This is a genomic window from Bacillus sp. 0102A, assembly GCF_036765155.1.
Taxonomy (GTDB): Bacteria; Bacillota; Bacilli; order Bacillales; family Bacillaceae; genus Bacillus; species Bacillus subtilis_G.
In genome coordinates, this window is sequence record NZ_JBAIZW010000004.1 from 180,588 (window position 1) to 196,770 (window position 16,183).

The window sequence follows — 16,183 nt, forward strand, 5'->3', positions numbered from 1 at the left end:
TTATTTGTCATGATCCTGTTCTGGTTTATTCTCTTCTTTTTCCGCGTGTTGAATCCGCTCCATGATCGAAGGGTGGCTGCCTCTGAAAATTTTTACAAGCACCGGAGGATCAACCTGGCTCAGTCCCGTCACGGCCAAATCCTGAAACGTTTTAACAGCCGCTTCTCTGTTCTCCGTCAGCTCGATCCCATACTGGTCAGCCTGATTCTCCTGATAACGCGAGACAGCATGAGAAAAAGGCGTGACCGCAAAGCTCAAAACAGACACCAAAAGCAGCAACAGCGGCAAGGCTGCAAGGTCATGCCGTCCCTCCAAATGAAACATACTGCGGGTAAAGCGGACCGTCCGCTTATAAAGCTTATCAATGACATAAAATCCAGCGAACGACACGAGCAAATAGCCAGCCAATCCGATATAGACGTGCTTCATGACATAATGGCCCATTTCGTGGCCCATAATAAAGAGGATTTCTGAATCGTCAAGTTTGTTCAGCGTCGTATCCCACAATACAATCCGTTTGTTGGCTCCGATGCCTGTGACATAGGCATTAAGCGCATTTGTTTTTTCAGACATATTCACTTCATATACATGATCAGCCGGAATCTCGGCTTCTTCTGCCAGCTCTAAAATCTTGCTTTCAAGCTCTTTGTTTTTCAGCGGATAAAAATCATTGTATAAAGGATCGATAATGACAGGCTGAATAAAAAACAGAAACAGCGAAAACGGTACTGTTAACAGCCAAGCGTATAACCACCATTTTTTTTCATGCCGTTTGATCAGCCAATAAAACACAACAACGCAAAGCGTAAAGATCGGAAAGCTGATCCAAAAGTCTATAACCTGATCCTTAGCCCAGCTGGCCGCTGTCTGTGTGGAAATGTTGTAATCAAGCGATACTTGATAGCCTATCCAATCTAAAGGCAGCGTCACCAACGTTGTGATCAGCGAAAGCACAAACACAAAACCAATGATCTGCAAAAACCGAAAAGGCACGGCCGCTTCCATCCATTTCTTTATTTTCTTTGAAACGCCGCTGACCAGCAATACAAAGAACAGAAACCAATCAAGAGGAATCCCGATAAAAAATAAAAAATTCTTTACATTTGAATACTGCTCCGCCACTGCCAATTCAGACGGCTTCATGAAAGAAGCCGGGTCAGCCTGCGTCCCTTTCACAGCATCCGGTACTGCGGAATCACCAGACAGAAAAAAATACCAATAAAAAAACAGCCCGTACAGCACGTAAGCAAGCCCTGCCGCCGCAATCCACTTGCGCATAACGCCTCACTCCTCACATTAACCCGTTACTTCTATTGTAATCATAAATTTAAATTCTTAGAACCAAGCTATGCGCCGTACTTTTCCGCCCTTTTAAGCATGGAAAGCCCGATCACTGGGAAAACTAACAATGTTTGGAGTGATGCAAATGAAAAAATTAGTGGCAGCCATCTTGGTTATCGGTCTTGTGTTTCTTGCATTTTTCTATCTTTACAGCCGGTCAGGCGATGTGTATCAATCGGTAGATGCGGATTTGATCACGCTGTCTTCAAGCGGCGGGGAAGATATCGAGATCGAAAGAAGGCAGAACGTCAAAGATATGCTGGACATTATGAATCAGGGAAAACAGCTGAAGACAGACAAAACATCAACCCCTGATTACGAAGGGACAATCAAGTTTCATAAAGACCGGTACGACTCATTCAGACTATGGATTGACGGCAGCCAGCAAGCCGTTTATTTGAAGGACGGCACGTACTACAAATTAAATAAAAGCGACACAAAGGCGCTGCTGAACATTGTGAAAAAAGAAGCAAAGGATTGAAAATGAAAAAGCGAAGCTTCGCCGCTTCGCTTTTTCATTTTATTGAGGCAAAATATCTCTCAGCGCCCGCCTGAGCATTTTCCCCGTCGCGTTTTTCGGAATATCGTCAAGAAACGTTATGGCGGCAGGCCGTTTGTATTTTGCCAGATGTTTTTCACAGTGTTGCATGATGTCTGCTTCTGTTACGCCAGAGTGTTTCGGTACAACATACCCTTTTACCGCTTCCCCGCTTTGGGCGTCCGGCACGCCGATGATAACCGCCTCCTTGACATCCGGGTGGCGGTACAGCACTTCCTCCACCTCACGAGGATACACGTTGTATCCTCCTACAATGATCATGTCTTTTTTCCGGTCAACAATGTAAAAATAGCCGTCCTCATCCCGTCTAGCCAAGTCCCCCGTATAAAGCCACCCGTCTTTTAACGCATGCTTTGTTTCCATCGGCATTTTATAATAGCCCTTCATCACATTGGGGCCTTTTACGATTAATTCGCCGACCTGATGATCGGGCAGCTCGCGTCCGAGGGGATCTACGACCTTGTTTTCGACATGTAAAATACTTGTCCCGATGGAGCCCGGTTTTCTGCCTCTGTCAAACGGGTTAAAGCATGTAACAGGTGAGGCTTCCGAGAGCCCGTAGCCTTCCAAAATGGTAACGCCGAATTTTTCTTCAAATGCCGTCAGCAGCGCGACTGGCATGGCCGCGCCCCCCGAAATGCACAGCCGGACGGAAGAAAAATCATCTTTCTTACTGTTCTCATGCTGAAACAAGTAATTATACATCGTAGGAACACCTGCAAAAATGGTCGCCTGCTGCTGCTTAACGAGCTTAAAAACAGATGCCGGACTGAATTGAGGTTCAATTAAGACAGTTGCGCCGCTCATCAGCGGAGCATTCATGCAGACCGTTAAACAAAACACGTGGAACATAGGAAGAGCGCAGACGACATTGTCCTTCTCATCCATTCCCAAATAGCCGGCGACATCGTTGGCATTGCTGTACAGATTCTGATGGGTCAGCATCGCGCCTTTCGGTTTTCCGGTCGTTCCTGACGTATATAAAATAACCGCGTTATCATCAGGGACAAGCTTTGGGCTTTGTTTAGCGGCAGATGTCGGGCGCGCTATTTTTGCAAACGTTGTCATTTTCATTCTGACCTCTGGGTCTGAAGCTTCGGGCTCGGCATCTCCCGTCTTACATAAAATGACGAGCTCAACCTTCGGCAGTGATTCATGCATGCTTTCATACAGCGGCAAAAGCTGATCAACACCCACGATCGCTTTTACATCGCCATTTGTCAGCATATAACCGATTTCTGTCGGTGTATACATCGGATTGATAGGCACGGCCACGACCCCAGCCTTTAACGCACCAAAAAATGCAATGATAAAATCCGGCGAATTGCCAAGCAGCAAAGCAAGATGGTCCCCTTTCTCCATACCGGCTTCCTGAAGGCCGTCCGCAAATCGCTGAATTCTTTCATTCAGCTCCTGATACGTCATCATGTGATCCTTAAACCTGCATGCGATGCTGTCGGGCTTCTCAGATGCTGTCTCTTCCAATTTCGAAACGAGATTCATTCTCCCACCCCTTATAGTGAATGAACAGTCATTCATTATTGAAGATAAGCTTTCTTCTTCATTATAGAGAAACACAAAAAAACACTCAAGAGCAAAAAGCCCCGAGTGTCAGTTCTGTTATAGTTTCTTTAATGCTTCGGCAATCGGTGTATCTCCTTCTGTCAGATCAAAAGCCCGATTTTCCGTATTGGTTTCATCTAAAGAAGCAATGACCGTTTTCGCCACGTCATCACGGGAAATGAATCCCCGTTCCAGATCAGCGGCTGCTGAAACAGTTCCCGTTCCAGGCTCATTGCGAAGGCCTGCCGGACGGATAATTGTATAAGTTAAACCGCTGGATTTGAGAATTTTATCAGCGTAATGCTTGGCCACATAATAAGGTTTAAGTGATTCATTCCATTTTTCACGGTTGTGGGCTTGCAGGGTACTGACCATAATAAACCGTTTGATGCCGGCGATATCCGCAGCTTCAATGGCTTTTGCCGCTCCGTCCAGATCCACCAGCAGCGTTTTATCATGGCCAGTGCTGCCGCCGGAACCCGCTGTGAAAATGATCGCGTCGCAGCCTTTTGCCGCGGCGGCGATTTCATCCGGGCTGCCTTCCAGATTCGCAAGCACAGCTTCTGCACCGGCAGCTTCGAGAGACGCTTTCTGTTCTTCTTTTCTGACCATCGCTCTGACGGAATGGCTAGGGTTATCTTGGAATAGGGAAACGAGTCTTTGTCCGATTTGTCCGTTCGCTCCGATTAACAACACTTTCATGTGAATCCCTCCTGCCTCCATTATTTCAAAAACACAATCGCTCTTTCAAACCATGTGTTTCGCCTTAATAAATCAGATCAAGGAAATCCTCTTTCGTAATGTTCCCAAAGTAATGCTTGAGATTCACACCTTCCAGCGCATCTGCAATGGCGCTGCGTTCATATTGTTTTCCGACCAGCAGGTTTTCAATTTCAGATACATCACCGACACCGAAGAAATCTCCGAAGATTTTGCAGTCCTCAATTTTGCCTTTCTTGACTTCCAAGCGTAAATCAATTGACCCGATCGGATAACGTTTTGAATGATTAAGGTTAAATTTCGGTGAGCGGCCGTAGTTCCAATCCCAATTCTGATAGCGCTCTTTCGAAATTTGATGAATAACCTCCCAATCTTTTTCTGTCAGCTTATACTCCGGCACGTTTTGAATGTCATTTGTGTTGAAAATATGCCGAAGCAAATGGCTGCGGAATTCCTCCGTGGTCATTTTATCATCAATAAACTCACTGATGTTTGCCACGCGGCTTCTGATTGATTTGATGCCTTTTGATTCAATTTTATCCTTTTTCACCTTTAATGCTGACACAACATGATCAATGGCTGAATCAAACATGAGGGTGCCGTGGCTGAAAATGCGTCCTTTAGTCGAAAACTGGGCGTTTCCGGATATTTTCCGGCCACCCGCTACAATGTCGTTCCGGCCGCTCAATTCCGCTTCAACCCCGAGCTGATGTAATGCCTGAATCACCGGCTCAGTAAACTTTTTGAAGTTATGAAAGCTGTTCCCGTCGTCCTTTGTAATAAAGCTGAAGTTCAAATTCCCGAGGTCATGATACACAGCGCCTCCCCCTGATAAACGGCGGACGACGATAATCCCGTTTTCCTCTACATATTTTGTATTGATTTCTTCTATTGTATTTTGGTTTTTGCCAATGATAATAGACGGCTGATTCACATAAAAGAGCAAATACGGCTGTTCAGGATCTAAATGCTTTACACAGTACTCCTCGATAGCAAGGTTGATCCGCGGATCATTGATATTTTGATTGTCGATAAATAACATGGTGCTCCTCCTTTATCCTTCCCACACAAAACCTGATGTTGCAATATTCACTACGCCGTTAAAAACGGTTTTCGCTTCTTCGCGAAGATTGTCATGAACGCCGAAATGAGGCAAATGCGTCAGCAGCAGCTCTCCCGCTTTCGCTTCTTTTGCAATTCGCCCGGCTTCCAGACTGTTCATATGGCCTGCGCTTGTCCCGTCTTGATCGGCATAAAAATTGCATTCTGAAATCAATAAATCGGCATTTTCCGAAAACGGAATAAATGAATCCTGATAGCTGGAATCTGCCGTATAAACGACAGTATGGCTGCCATCAGTAATCCGCATGGCATAGCACGTCACCGGGTGAATCGTTTTTAAAAAGGTGATCGTAAACGGACCGGCAATCAGCGGCTGATCCGGCTGATAGGCAATTCCTTTCGTATGTGTTTTATATGTAAGCTTTTGAAACTGTTCTAGATCAGCATCATGTCCGTAAATCGGAAGCGTATGCTCTCCTTTGCCGAGAAACGAACCGACCTGCTTGGCAAATTGCAGCGGCCCGATATCTGCGATATGGTCATGGTGATAATGAGACAGAATCACCGCATTCAGCTTTTCCGCCGGTACATATCCAAACAGCTTCGATAATACTGCACTGCCGCAATCGACAAGCAACGAGTAATCACCTGACTGAAACAAATAGCCCGACGTCGCTTCATTTGCGGCCGGAAAACCGCCATAGCATCCGATAACTGTAACTTTCATAATGTCCTCCTATCTTCTCAAGAAAATTGATCCCCCTTCAATATACCCATTTTTCTTAAAAAAAGCATGTTTTAAACATTGTATCAAAACAGTTATTGATTTTTCAAAACTGTTATATTACAATGAAGACACTACAAAGGGGAAAGAGGGATTGGTTATGCTAGAAAAAATGACTGATTTTTTTAGAAACCTGCCTCCGAAAAAGTGTGCAGAATGCGGAAAAAAGATAGATGAACAGCATGAATGTTATATAAATATTTGCAGCGACTGTATAAAAATAAATGATATGTAAAGGGGCGAAAATCTCACACATAAAGTGTGAGATTTTTTTATTCGTTTAACTTCTATATATTTAAATAATAGTCAGGTTAGGTCAAAGCTCACCCGTTTTTAGATAATTCTGGTGATTTATATTGTGTTTTACAATATTATTTATTTTCTAAATATAATTTACTATAGACGAATTCATTTCTTATCTATTATAATTTGATCTAATAGTGAGATTAAATATATGTCAATTCATGATATATGTTGATACTTTGTTTTGGGAGGTAATCTATGAAAAGAATAAAGTTTGGATTAGCCACACAAATATTCGTTGGACTTATTCTAGGTGTTATTGTTGGCGTTATTTGGTACGGCAACCCAGCATTGCCTGCTTACCTGCAGCCAATCGGGGATCTCTTTTTACGCTTAATCAAAATGATAGTGATTCCTATTGTTGTCTCCAGCTTAATCATCGGTGTAGCCGGCGCAGGAAATGGAAAGCAAGTCGGTAAATTAGGCTTCAGAACGATTCTGTACTTCGAGATCATTACGACTTTTGCCATCATTCTCGGACTAGCACTTGCAAACATCTTCCATCCGGGTACAGGAGTTAATATACACGAAGCTCAAAAATCAGACATCAGTCAATATGTCGAAACTGAAAAAGAGCAAAGTAATAAAACAGTAGCTGATACGTTCCTACATATTGTGCCGACAAACTTCTTCCAATCCTTAGTCGAAGGAGATCTTCTTGCCATCATCTGCTTTACGGTGCTATTTGCATTGGGTATTTCTGCGATCGGTGAAAGAGGCAAGCCTGTATTAGCCTTTTTTGAAGGTGTGTCCCATGCCATGTTCCACGTTGTAAACCTCGTGATGAAAGTGGCTCCATTCGGTGTTTTCGCGCTTATCGGAGTGACTGTGTCTAAATTTGGACTCGGTTCTCTTCTTTCTCTCGGAAAGCTCGTCGGATTGGTGTATGTCGCACTTGCTTTCTTCTTGATTGTCGTGTTTGGAATTGTCGCAAAAATTGCCGGCATCAACATCTTCAAATTCCTTGCTTACATGAAGGACGAAATCTTACTGGCGTTCAGTACGTCCAGCTCTGAAACAGTTCTTCCTCGCATCATGGAAAAAATGGAGAAAATCGGTTGCCCGAAAGGCATTGTTTCATTTGTCATTCCAATCGGATATACGTTTAACTTAGACGGTTCCGTTCTCTATCAATCTATTGCCGCGCTGTTTTTGGCACAGGTATACGGTATTGATTTGACGATTTGGCACCAAATTACGCTTGTGCTCGTCCTAATGGTCACATCTAAAGGGATGGCTGCCGTGCCTGGTACTTCTTTTGTCGTCTTGCTTGCGACACTTGGCACGATCGGCGTTCCGGCTGAAGGACTTGCCTTTATTGCCGGCGTAGACCGCATCATGGACATGGCACGTACAGTTGTCAACCTGACTGGTAACGCGCTTGCTGCCGTTGTGATGTCTAAATGGGAAGGCATGTTTAATCCTGCGAAAGCAGAAACTGTCATGTCCCAAGCCAAAGCAGACCAAAACGCAACCATTTCCGGTTAATGAAAAGCCTGCGGGGTTCTTGCCCCGCAGGCTTTTTTTAGTCATGAACAAGCTCAAACAGCTCTGTCATCAAAACTGTATCCTCATTCAGCTCTAATTCACCGTTTTTGATCAGTTCCGCCCATGCCATCCGATGGTCTTCCTGAAATTTCTCAATTCGATCTCCATTGCCCTCTCCTTTGACTAACCTCATATCAGGTGCTCCAAAGGTCGTTTCAAACACATCTGTCACTTTTATATTGCATCTCGGATTGTCATGCTTATCATAAACGGTAACAAGCTGTCCCGCCGTTTGATACACTTCACTCAATTCATCTTTTGAATATAAAGATTTCGGGGCGCACGTGGCTGTTTTTTCTCCGGCGAGGATTTGCTGAATCAGCTGTTCCCCTAAGCCGTCATCTCCCTCCCAGCCGAATGTGCTTTTCATCTCATAAATGTTCATTCGCCTTTCTCCTCTGCCATCGGTGACTGTACATAATAATACAGAAGCTTGGCTGTATGGCGAAGAGATGATTGATGAGTGCGTTCAAATGCATGCGAAGCGTCAATTCCCGGCCCGATGAGTCCATGAACAATATCATGCCCGGATTTGATCGCTGCTGACGCATCCGACCCGTAGTATGGATAAATATCAAGCTTATAGTCGATATGATGCTTCTCGGCTAAATGGACTAAATGCTTTCTCAGCTGATAATGATACGGCCCGCTTGCATCCTTCACACAGATGGATACTGTATATTCATCTGTCGCCTGCCCGTCACCGATTGCCCCCATGTCGACCGCCAAATATTCAACTGTTTCAGGAGGAACATTCGAGTTCCCGCCGTATCCGATTTCTTCATTATTCGAAATAAGAAAATGAGTTGTATACGGAAGTTCAATTTCTTCTGTTTGAATTTGATGTATTAAGCGCAGCAATAAGGCGACGCTTGCTTTGTCATCCAAGTGGCGTGATTTAATAAATCCGCTTGATGTGATCTCGACACGGGGATCAAACGACACAAAATCTCCGACGCCAATGCCAAGCTCTTCCGTATCTTTCCGGCAGTGAACAGGTTCATCAAGGCGAATCTCCATATTCTCTTGATTCCGCTCAGCTTTTCCCGCGTCTTTGTATACGTGCACGGACGTTTGATGCATTAAAATGGTTCCTGTATACGTTTTTCCCGATGCGGTTTCAATTTGGCAATATTCCCCTTCAATCGAATTGTAACGGAAGCCGCCGATCAAATCGATTTTCAGCCGGCCGTCAGCTTTAATTTCTTTCACCATAGCGCCGAGCGTATCAACGTGCGCCGTCAGCATGCGATGCCGGGATGTGTCGCGTCCGGGAAGGGTGCCAATTAAGCCGCCCTTATGGTTCCGAACCGTTTGTACCTTCCATTCTTTTAAAAGGCTTTCAATATAATTGATCACCTCATATGTATTTCCTGTCGGGCTTGGGATTGATACAAGTTCTTTAATGAGCTCCATCGTTTTACGTACGGACGACATAGGACATTCCTCCTTTTATTTTTCTATTTAAAATATACTCTTTTCCCGAGGGACCCGTCCAATCTTTTCCTATCAGTCTCTCATATGCTGTAGAGAGCATGGGAATAGGAGGGATATCTATGTGCTGTCGTCATTCACATGAACGGAAACATCATTGTCGTGATTGGTTCGATGATTTTTGGTTCTTTGACGAGTGGTTCGATAAAGATTTCCATTGCAAGAAAAAGAAAGAATGCCATGACCCTTGCGAGAAGAAGAAAAAGAAACACCATTGTTTCTCTTGTAAAAAACACAGACACTGTTGCTGTCATTTCTAAAGACTGAATCAGAAATATTCTGATGACCCATGCTTCATGAATATTTCCATTCACATTTTTCCAAGCGGGCTGTACTGCTGCTTGGACTTTTTATTGAAACAGCCTATTTGCTTTTACAATCCAATAGACTGATACAGCCGCTATGAGAGCAACAACGATTTCAACAACAGCAGCATGTTCTATTATTCTTTTTTGGTATAAAACCGCCGGTACATTAAAGAGCGCATGTAAAAGGATAGAGTACAGCAGAAACTGCGGCCGGCGGCTTTTAATCGCATACAGGACAAGCAGGGACAGCCCGATTTGGACAGCAATGGCACTGATTCTTTCTATTCCGCCCAGCAGCCATTCATACGGAGGCGTATGCAGCAGCTGTTCCTGAATCGGCAGAAGCGCCTGTTTGATGTCGTCATTAATCAAAAGCTGTTCAAATGTTCCGCTATTGATCGCAAATGCGTATACAATAAGTGAGATAGAGGACAAGCCTGTAATCAGTACAGCCTCAAGCCCGCCATGGCCTGCCCCAAAAGCCAGTCCATCCGCCCAAGCATGATGGCGCTTCATAAAAAACCGCATCATGATATACCTTCCGCATTCCTCAAAAATCCCGGCCATCAAGCAGCCGTAAATGCCATACCACAATGGATTCTGCATGGCTTCTTTCGTCATTTCATTTACTTGCAGCACATAAACATGAACGCCGCCCTCCAACAGCTGGGCAAAGACAAAAAACGTGAGAGCGCCAATAAAGAACACCTTAAGCGAGGCGCCATACTTACGCTTAAACCATACAATCAGCCCGATTGGCAATAAAAACGCAATAGCCCCTGATAGCGCCATAAAGACTACCGCTCCTTGACTGACCATTTTTCAGCCTCCTTTTTCTTTTTCATAGATTCTCTATTTCACATTTTCTCTTTTTTTGCGAAAAATCCTCTTTTTTAGTACCAGATACTAATATCTAGTGTTATAATCTGATCACAAGGAGTGATTCATATGTCAAAAGCGAAAATTACAGCTATCGGCACCTATGCGCCGAGCAGACGCTTAACCAATGCTGATTTAGAAAAGATCGTTGATACGTCTGATGAATGGATTGTTCAGCGCACAGGAATGAGAGAACGCCGGATAGCGGATGAACAGCAGTTCACCTCTGATTTATGCATCGAAGCGATAAAGGATCTCAAGAGCCGTTATGGAGGGACACTTGATGATGTCGATATGATTCTTGTTGCCACTACAACATCCGATTATGCCTTTCCGAGTACGGCATGCCGCGTGCAGGAATATTTCGGCTGGGAAAACACAGGCGCTCTGGATATTAATGCGACGTGTGCCGGGCTGACATACGGCCTTCATTTGGCTAATGGATTGATCACATCCGGTCTCCATCAAAAAATTCTCGTCATCGCCGGAGAGACATTGTCAAAAGTAACGGATTATACCGATCGAACAACATGCGTGCTGTTCGGTGACGCTGCGGGGGCGCTGTTAGTTGAACGAGATGAAGAGACGCCTGGATTTCTTGCGTCTGTCCAAGGAACAAACGGGAACAGCGGAGATATATTGTACCGTGCCGGGCTGCGAAATGAACTAAATGGGGTTCCCCTTGCTGATTCCGGTAAAATGGTTCAAAATGGCCGTGAAGTGTATAAATGGGCAGTGAGAACCGTCCCCCGCGAATTTGAACGCCTTTTGCAACAGGCAGGGCTGACAAGCGGCGAGCTCGATTGGTTTGTCCCTCACAGCGCCAACTTGCGCATGATCGAATCGATATGTGAAAAAACACCGTTCCCGATTGAAAAAACGCTCACCAGTGTCGAATATTATGGAAACACGTCTTCTGTTTCGATTGTTTTGGCACTTGATCTCGCAGTCAAAGCCGGGAAGCTGAGAAAAGATCAAACCGTGATGCTGTTTGGGTTTGGCGGCGGATTAACCTATACAGGATTACTTGTTAAATGGGGTATGTAACAAAAAAAGAACTTGTTTCGAAGGAAACAAGTTCTTTTTCATTATGAAGCCGGCTGTTCTTCCGATGTTTCTTCCTTCCGGCTTAGCATCATAAAGTAAGTAATGCTCAGCAATATCATAAAGAGGGCGATGCCAATTAAGACGCCGGCCATCTGCCACATGTAGCCAAAATCGCCGTTTGAAATGACCGCTCTGAATCCGTTAATGCTGTAGGTCATCGGCAATGCGCCGTGGATGACTTGATAGAAATTCGGAAGCAATTCCAGCGGGAATGTTCCTCCGCTCGCTCCCAGCTGCAGCACTAAAATAATCACTGCGATAAACCGTCCCGGATTGCCCATCGTTGTGGCCAAAAATTGAATCATCGCCAGGAAAGCAAGACTCGTAATGATCGTGAACACGTAAAATCTCCACGTGCTCTCAACCTCGAGGCCGATTCCCAGCAGAAGAACCGTTGCCACTATCAGTGATTGAATGATTCCAACGAGCATCATAACGTTGAATTTGCTGAAGAACCACTCAAAACCGTTTCTCGGACGTCCTGACGCTTCCTTCAGCGGGAAGACAACCGTCAGCATGATGCCGCCGACATACAAGCCCATTGACAGGATATAAGGTGTGAGCCCTGTTCCATAGTTAGGAACGGAATGAATGGCGTCATCATTCGTTTTAACAGGATCGGCAAACATGCCGTATGTTTGATCGTCAGCATCGATATCTCCTGTTTGATCTGCCGCGTCCTTCAGCTTACTAGACAGCTCTCCTGTGCCGTCCAATAGCTTGCCTAAACCTGTATCAAGTGATTCAGATCCATCTGCAAGTTTTGATGATCCGCTTTGGACTTGTTTAGACCCGTCTAACAGTTTCAGCAAACCGCCGGATACTTGGCTGCTTCCTGTCACCAATTGCTCTGAGCCTGCTTTTGCTTTTGCGAACTGCTTATTATATTCACCGATACCGGCTGTCAATTTATTTTGGCCATCTGTCAGCTGCTGTGAAGCATTGTATATCTTCTCAGATCCAGCAGTTAATTTGTCAATCGCATCTTGAGTGGCTTTTGCGCCGTTATAAAGCTTAGAGGTAGCTTCCGGTAATGCCTTCACCTGTGCAACCTCTGCTTTCACATCTTCCAATGAGCTTTTTATCGTTGCAATGTCAGGCAGCTGATCAGCAGCAGGAAGCTGGCTTAACATTTGATCAAAATCAGGCGCATCAACTTGCGGAAGCTTCTTTTCAACAGAATTGATCAGCTGGCTTTTTTGCTCCGCAGTTAAGAAGTCACTCGAATTGATGAGATTTTTAAATGCCTGATCACGGTTTTTCAAGCTGTTTTCAAAGTCAGTCAACTGTTTTTTTAATTCCTTCATCGCTGTTTCTGACTTTTCCAGGTTGTTGACAGCTGTTTCAAGCTTCGTTAAATCGAGCGCATTGATGAGCTTTTCCGCTTTTGCTGCTTTCTCAGAACCTTCTTGGGCTTTACTGTTGAGCTGATCCAGTCCGTTTGTGAGATTAGGCAAGCCCTGCTGCACCTTTTGAAGGCCGGCATTCAGTTCATTCAGTTTGCCCGTTATCTTGCCTGATCCTGCTGCAAGCTGACTAGATTTATCATAAATCGTATTGCTGCTGTCCTGGAATTTTCCGAGCGAACTGTCTAGCGATTGGATGCCGCTTGTTACCTTTGCCGCTCCATCTGCAAGCTGCGCCGTTTTGTCACTGATGGTGGCGGTGCTTTCCTTCAGCTTCTCCAAATTTTCTTTCAGCTGGGCGCTTCCGTTTTTCGCATCCTTTGTGCCGTCATCAATTTTTTTCGCGCCGCTGCTCGCGTCGCTCAAACCCTTGGCGATATCTTTAAAGTTATCAAAAATGACTTTCGTATATTGCTCGGTCACTTCTTTAGAAACAGAGGCTTTCAGTTTATCGATCGCTTTTTCACCGATCGTTGCCCCTACATAGTTGGATCCGGCATTTGTATGGTATTTCAGATCCAGCTTTTTCGGATTTTTGTCCAATACCGTGCTGGCATTCTTAGAAAAATCCTCGGGAATCTCGACAACCAAATAGTATTTTTGATTTAATAAGTCCTTTAACGATTGGTCAAGATCACTGGAAAAATGCCAATCAAAGTTGTTATTATCCTTTAATTCTTTGACCAGATCATCACCGATTTGGAGTTTTTCTCCTTCATAGGTTGCTCCTTTGTCTTGGTTGACGACAACGACTGGGAGCTGGTCAACTGTGCCGTATGGGTCCCAATAAGCCTTTAAGAACACGCCGCTGTAAATAAGCGGGACAAACAAAATGGCAATGATGGGAATTAATAATGTTTTACTCGTTACGATGTCTTTCCACTGACTTCGTATTGTGTTCATCCTGATGCCTCCATTCTAAAACTGACTCATCATGAAAAATGGTCATTTTCTTGCAAAAAGAAAGGATTATCTAGTTGGCTGACAATCCTTTGACAACATACAATTCAAGCAGTTCCGCAATTGTCTGTTTATCAAGCGGGGGATGCTGTTTTTCCCAATCAAAAATGAGTGCGATATAAAGCTTCAGCATCACGAAAGCTGTCAGCTCAGGGTCGCACGGCTTGATTGCGCCGCTTTCGATTCCGTCCTCAATCTTATCTTTCATATAAGATAGAAGACCACGCTCCATTTTTTGGATGACGTCCTGAACGGCCATTGTACCAATTTCAGCATTTTCTTGGAAAATCTTAATCGTCAGCTGATGTGTTTTCCTGAACTCGAGAATGGCAAACAGCGCTCTGTGCACATTTTCATGGAACGGAAGGTTCGGCTCCATCGCTTCGTCCGCTTTCTGCTTCATTTCCTTCAATAAAGTAGTGAAAATCTCGTCAAACAGCTCTTCTTTGTTTTTGAAAAAAGTATAAATGGTTCCCTTCCCCACGTTCGCAAGCTTTGCCACAAGTTCCATTGTCGTCGCTTTATACCCAAACTGCGTGAAAGACTTTGTGGCAGCCTCCAAAATGAGCTTTTTTCGATCTATTGACATTGTATATCACCTCAAAACTGACCGTTTGAACATTTTAGTCATTAAGTACATATGCAAATGTATCATAACCCGCTGATCAATTCAATCATTTTTTTACACAGTATTGCTATTACCAACCAAAAAACCTCCGCCATAGCGGAGGTTTTCAGCTGAATAAATAGGTAAGCGCGTCAGACACGGCTGCTTTTCCTTGATCGATGCAGTCGGGAATTCCGACACCTTCAAAAGAAGCGCCTGTCATGTAGACACCCGGATACGCGGAGGCCAGTGCTTCTCGCAGCTCTTTGATGCGCTGCTTATGGCCGACATGGTACTGCGGCATGCTTTCATGCCAGCGGGTGACACATGCCATTTCCGGCTCCCCGTTTATGTTCATGACTTTCTTTAAGTCTTCTAACACAATATTGATAATGTCGTTATCTGAGAGATCGACAATCGATTCGTCTCCGGCTTTTCCGACATATGCCCGAAGCAGCGTTTTCCCTTCCGGCGCTGCGTGCGGCCATTTTTTGTTCGTCCACGTACAGGCTGTGATCGCGAAATCACTGTTTCTTGAGATCACAAAGCCCGTGCCCTCATGCTCCATTTGGACGGCGCCTTCAGGGAAGCCCAAGGCGACATTTGCCACGGATGTGGAGTGCATATTTTTCAAATGAGAAATGGCAGGAAGCTCTGAAAGCATTCCCGCAGCCGCTTTATGCGGAGCAGTCACAATCACTGAATCAGCACCAAGTGTGACGCCGTTATCCAGCTCGAGTGAGTAGCCAGCGCCGCCGCGGCTGATCTTGGTCACTTTTGTGCCTTTGTATATCTTCGTCAGCTTTAATTGCTTTTCGATCTCTTCGACAAGAGTCTGCAAACCGGTTGACAGGGTCTGGAACTGCCCTTGCTTTTTAGCCGTCACCTGCTGGCCGGCGCCTTGAGGCCTTGTTTTTTTCATGCCGAGAATTAAACTTCTGTGCTTTTGTTCCGTCTGGTAAAACTGCGGAAAAGTCGACATTAGACTGAGCTTGTCAATGTCGCCAGCGTAGATGCCTGATAGAAGCGGCTCGATTAAATTCTCAACCACTTCATCTCCGACACGTCTGCGGAAAAATTCTCCCAATGACTGGTCGTCTTTTGATTTGCTTGCAGGCAGGATGAAATCCATAGCGGCTCTTGCCTTCCCAGACAGAGAAAACAGACCGGTTGAAACGAACGGCGCGATTTTTGTCGGTATCCCCATTACGGCGCCCTTCGGCATTGGATGCAGGGTGCGGTTTACAAGCACATAGGATTGTCCTGTCGCATTGTTGACAAGTAAATGTTCAAGGCCTAAGTCTTTGACAAGCTCCGGAGCGCTTTTCTTCCGCTCCAAAAATGAATCAGGCCCTCTTTCGATGATATAGCCGTCTTTCTTGACAGTTTGGATTTTCCCGCCGACTCTCGGACTTGCCTCAACAAGCGTCAGCTCAAGCGGCAGATCTTTTTCTTTGATTTCTTTTTCCATATAGAAGGCGGCGGCTAAACCGGTAATGCCGCCGCCGATGATGACTACATGTTTTTTGCCGTCACTCATGT

General features: G+C 44.9%; 16 protein-coding genes. 4 read left to right on the forward strand and 12 right to left on the reverse strand.

Annotated features, from left to right (window positions below; all coding sequences use genetic code 11):
- Positions 1-1,278 (reverse strand): M48 family metallopeptidase, encoded by a 1,278-nt coding sequence (locus V6D41_RS11470; protein ID WP_333518285.1) that lies wholly within the window; start codon positions 1,276-1,278, stop codon positions 1-3.
- 148 nt (positions 1,279-1,426) lie between these two features.
- Between V6D41_RS11470 and V6D41_RS11475 the strand changes: the two genes are divergently transcribed.
- Positions 1,427-1,822: a hypothetical protein gene (locus V6D41_RS11475; protein ID WP_333518286.1), complete on the forward strand. Its 396-nt coding sequence runs from the start codon at positions 1,427-1,429 to the stop codon at positions 1,820-1,822.
- A 39-nt stretch (positions 1,823-1,861) separates the two neighbouring features.
- On the opposite strand, the gene lcfB is transcribed toward V6D41_RS11475, so the two are convergent.
- The 4 genes from lcfB to V6D41_RS11495 form a co-directional block, all read right to left on the reverse strand.
- A complete protein-coding gene (gene lcfB, locus V6D41_RS11480) occupies positions 1,862-3,403 on the reverse strand; it encodes a long-chain-fatty-acid--CoA ligase LcfB (protein WP_333518287.1) in 1,542 nt (513 codons plus the stop codon).
- A 117-nt stretch (positions 3,404-3,520) separates the two neighbouring features.
- Positions 3,521-4,165, reverse strand: a complete 645-nt coding sequence (locus V6D41_RS11485) for an SDR family oxidoreductase (protein WP_333518288.1) — start codon at positions 4,163-4,165, stop codon at positions 3,521-3,523.
- Between the two features lie 64 nt (positions 4,166-4,229).
- Complete coding sequence (gene lplJ, locus V6D41_RS11490) at positions 4,230-5,225, reverse strand: lipoate--protein ligase LplJ (RefSeq protein WP_333518289.1); 996 nt, start codon at positions 5,223-5,225, stop codon at positions 4,230-4,232.
- 12 nt (positions 5,226-5,237) lie between these two features.
- Positions 5,238-5,972 carry an MBL fold metallo-hydrolase gene (locus V6D41_RS11495; protein ID WP_333518290.1) on the reverse strand — a complete coding sequence of 245 codons (735 nt, stop codon included), beginning with the start codon at positions 5,970-5,972 and terminating at the stop codon, positions 5,238-5,240.
- A gap of 157 nt (positions 5,973-6,129) precedes the next feature.
- On the opposite strand from V6D41_RS11495, the gene yhfH reads away from it, so the two are divergent.
- Both yhfH and gltT read left to right on the forward strand, forming a co-directional pair.
- Positions 6,130-6,264: a protein YhfH gene (yhfH, locus tag V6D41_RS11500; RefSeq protein WP_032732181.1), complete on the forward strand. Its 135-nt coding sequence runs from the start codon at positions 6,130-6,132 to the stop codon at positions 6,262-6,264.
- A gap of 266 nt (positions 6,265-6,530) precedes the next feature.
- Complete coding sequence (gltT, locus tag V6D41_RS11505; RefSeq protein ID WP_087991263.1) at positions 6,531-7,820, forward strand: glutamate/proton symporter GltT; 1,290 nt, start codon at positions 6,531-6,533, stop codon at positions 7,818-7,820.
- A 37-nt stretch (positions 7,821-7,857) separates the two neighbouring features.
- On the opposite strand, the gene V6D41_RS11510 is transcribed toward gltT, so the two are convergent.
- From V6D41_RS11510 to V6D41_RS11525, 4 genes are all read right to left on the reverse strand, one after another.
- Positions 7,858-8,265 (reverse strand): ASCH domain-containing protein, encoded by a 408-nt coding sequence (locus V6D41_RS11510; protein WP_087991262.1) that lies wholly within the window; start codon positions 8,263-8,265, stop codon positions 7,858-7,860.
- A complete protein-coding gene (locus V6D41_RS11515) occupies positions 8,262-9,317 on the reverse strand; it encodes a M42 family metallopeptidase (protein WP_087991261.1) in 1,056 nt (351 codons plus the stop codon). The genes V6D41_RS11510 and V6D41_RS11515 overlap by 4 nt, the downstream gene beginning before the upstream one ends.
- Positions 9,318-9,451: 134 nt before the next feature.
- Complete coding sequence (locus V6D41_RS11520) at positions 9,452-9,688, reverse strand: hypothetical protein (RefSeq protein WP_176365276.1); 237 nt, start codon at positions 9,686-9,688, stop codon at positions 9,452-9,454.
- Positions 9,689-9,724: 36 nt separating this feature from the next.
- Positions 9,725-10,501 (reverse strand): YhfC family intramembrane metalloprotease, encoded by a 777-nt coding sequence (locus V6D41_RS11525; protein WP_087991259.1) that lies wholly within the window; start codon positions 10,499-10,501, stop codon positions 9,725-9,727.
- A 129-nt stretch (positions 10,502-10,630) separates the two neighbouring features.
- On the opposite strand from V6D41_RS11525, the gene fabHB reads away from it, so the two are divergent.
- Complete coding sequence (gene fabHB / locus V6D41_RS11530) at positions 10,631-11,608, forward strand: beta-ketoacyl-ACP synthase III FabHB (RefSeq protein ID WP_087991258.1); 978 nt, start codon at positions 10,631-10,633, stop codon at positions 11,606-11,608.
- Between the two features lie 41 nt (positions 11,609-11,649).
- On the opposite strand, the gene V6D41_RS11535 is transcribed toward fabHB, so the two are convergent.
- From V6D41_RS11535 to hemY, 3 genes are all read right to left on the reverse strand, one after another.
- On the reverse strand, positions 11,650-13,977 hold the full coding sequence (locus V6D41_RS11535; RefSeq protein WP_333518291.1) for a YhgE/Pip domain-containing protein: 2,328 nt from the start codon (positions 13,975-13,977) through the stop codon (positions 11,650-11,652).
- 70 nt (positions 13,978-14,047) lie between these two features.
- The gene (locus V6D41_RS11540) at positions 14,048-14,623 is read right to left on the reverse strand and encodes a TetR/AcrR family transcriptional regulator (RefSeq protein WP_148964175.1); all 576 of its coding nucleotides are present in this window, start codon (positions 14,621-14,623) and stop codon (positions 14,048-14,050) included.
- A 145-nt stretch (positions 14,624-14,768) separates the two neighbouring features.
- Positions 14,769-16,181: a protoporphyrinogen oxidase gene (gene hemY, locus V6D41_RS11545; protein WP_333518292.1), complete on the reverse strand. Its 1,413-nt coding sequence runs from the start codon at positions 16,179-16,181 to the stop codon at positions 14,769-14,771.
- Positions 16,182-16,183: the final 2 nt, after the last annotated feature.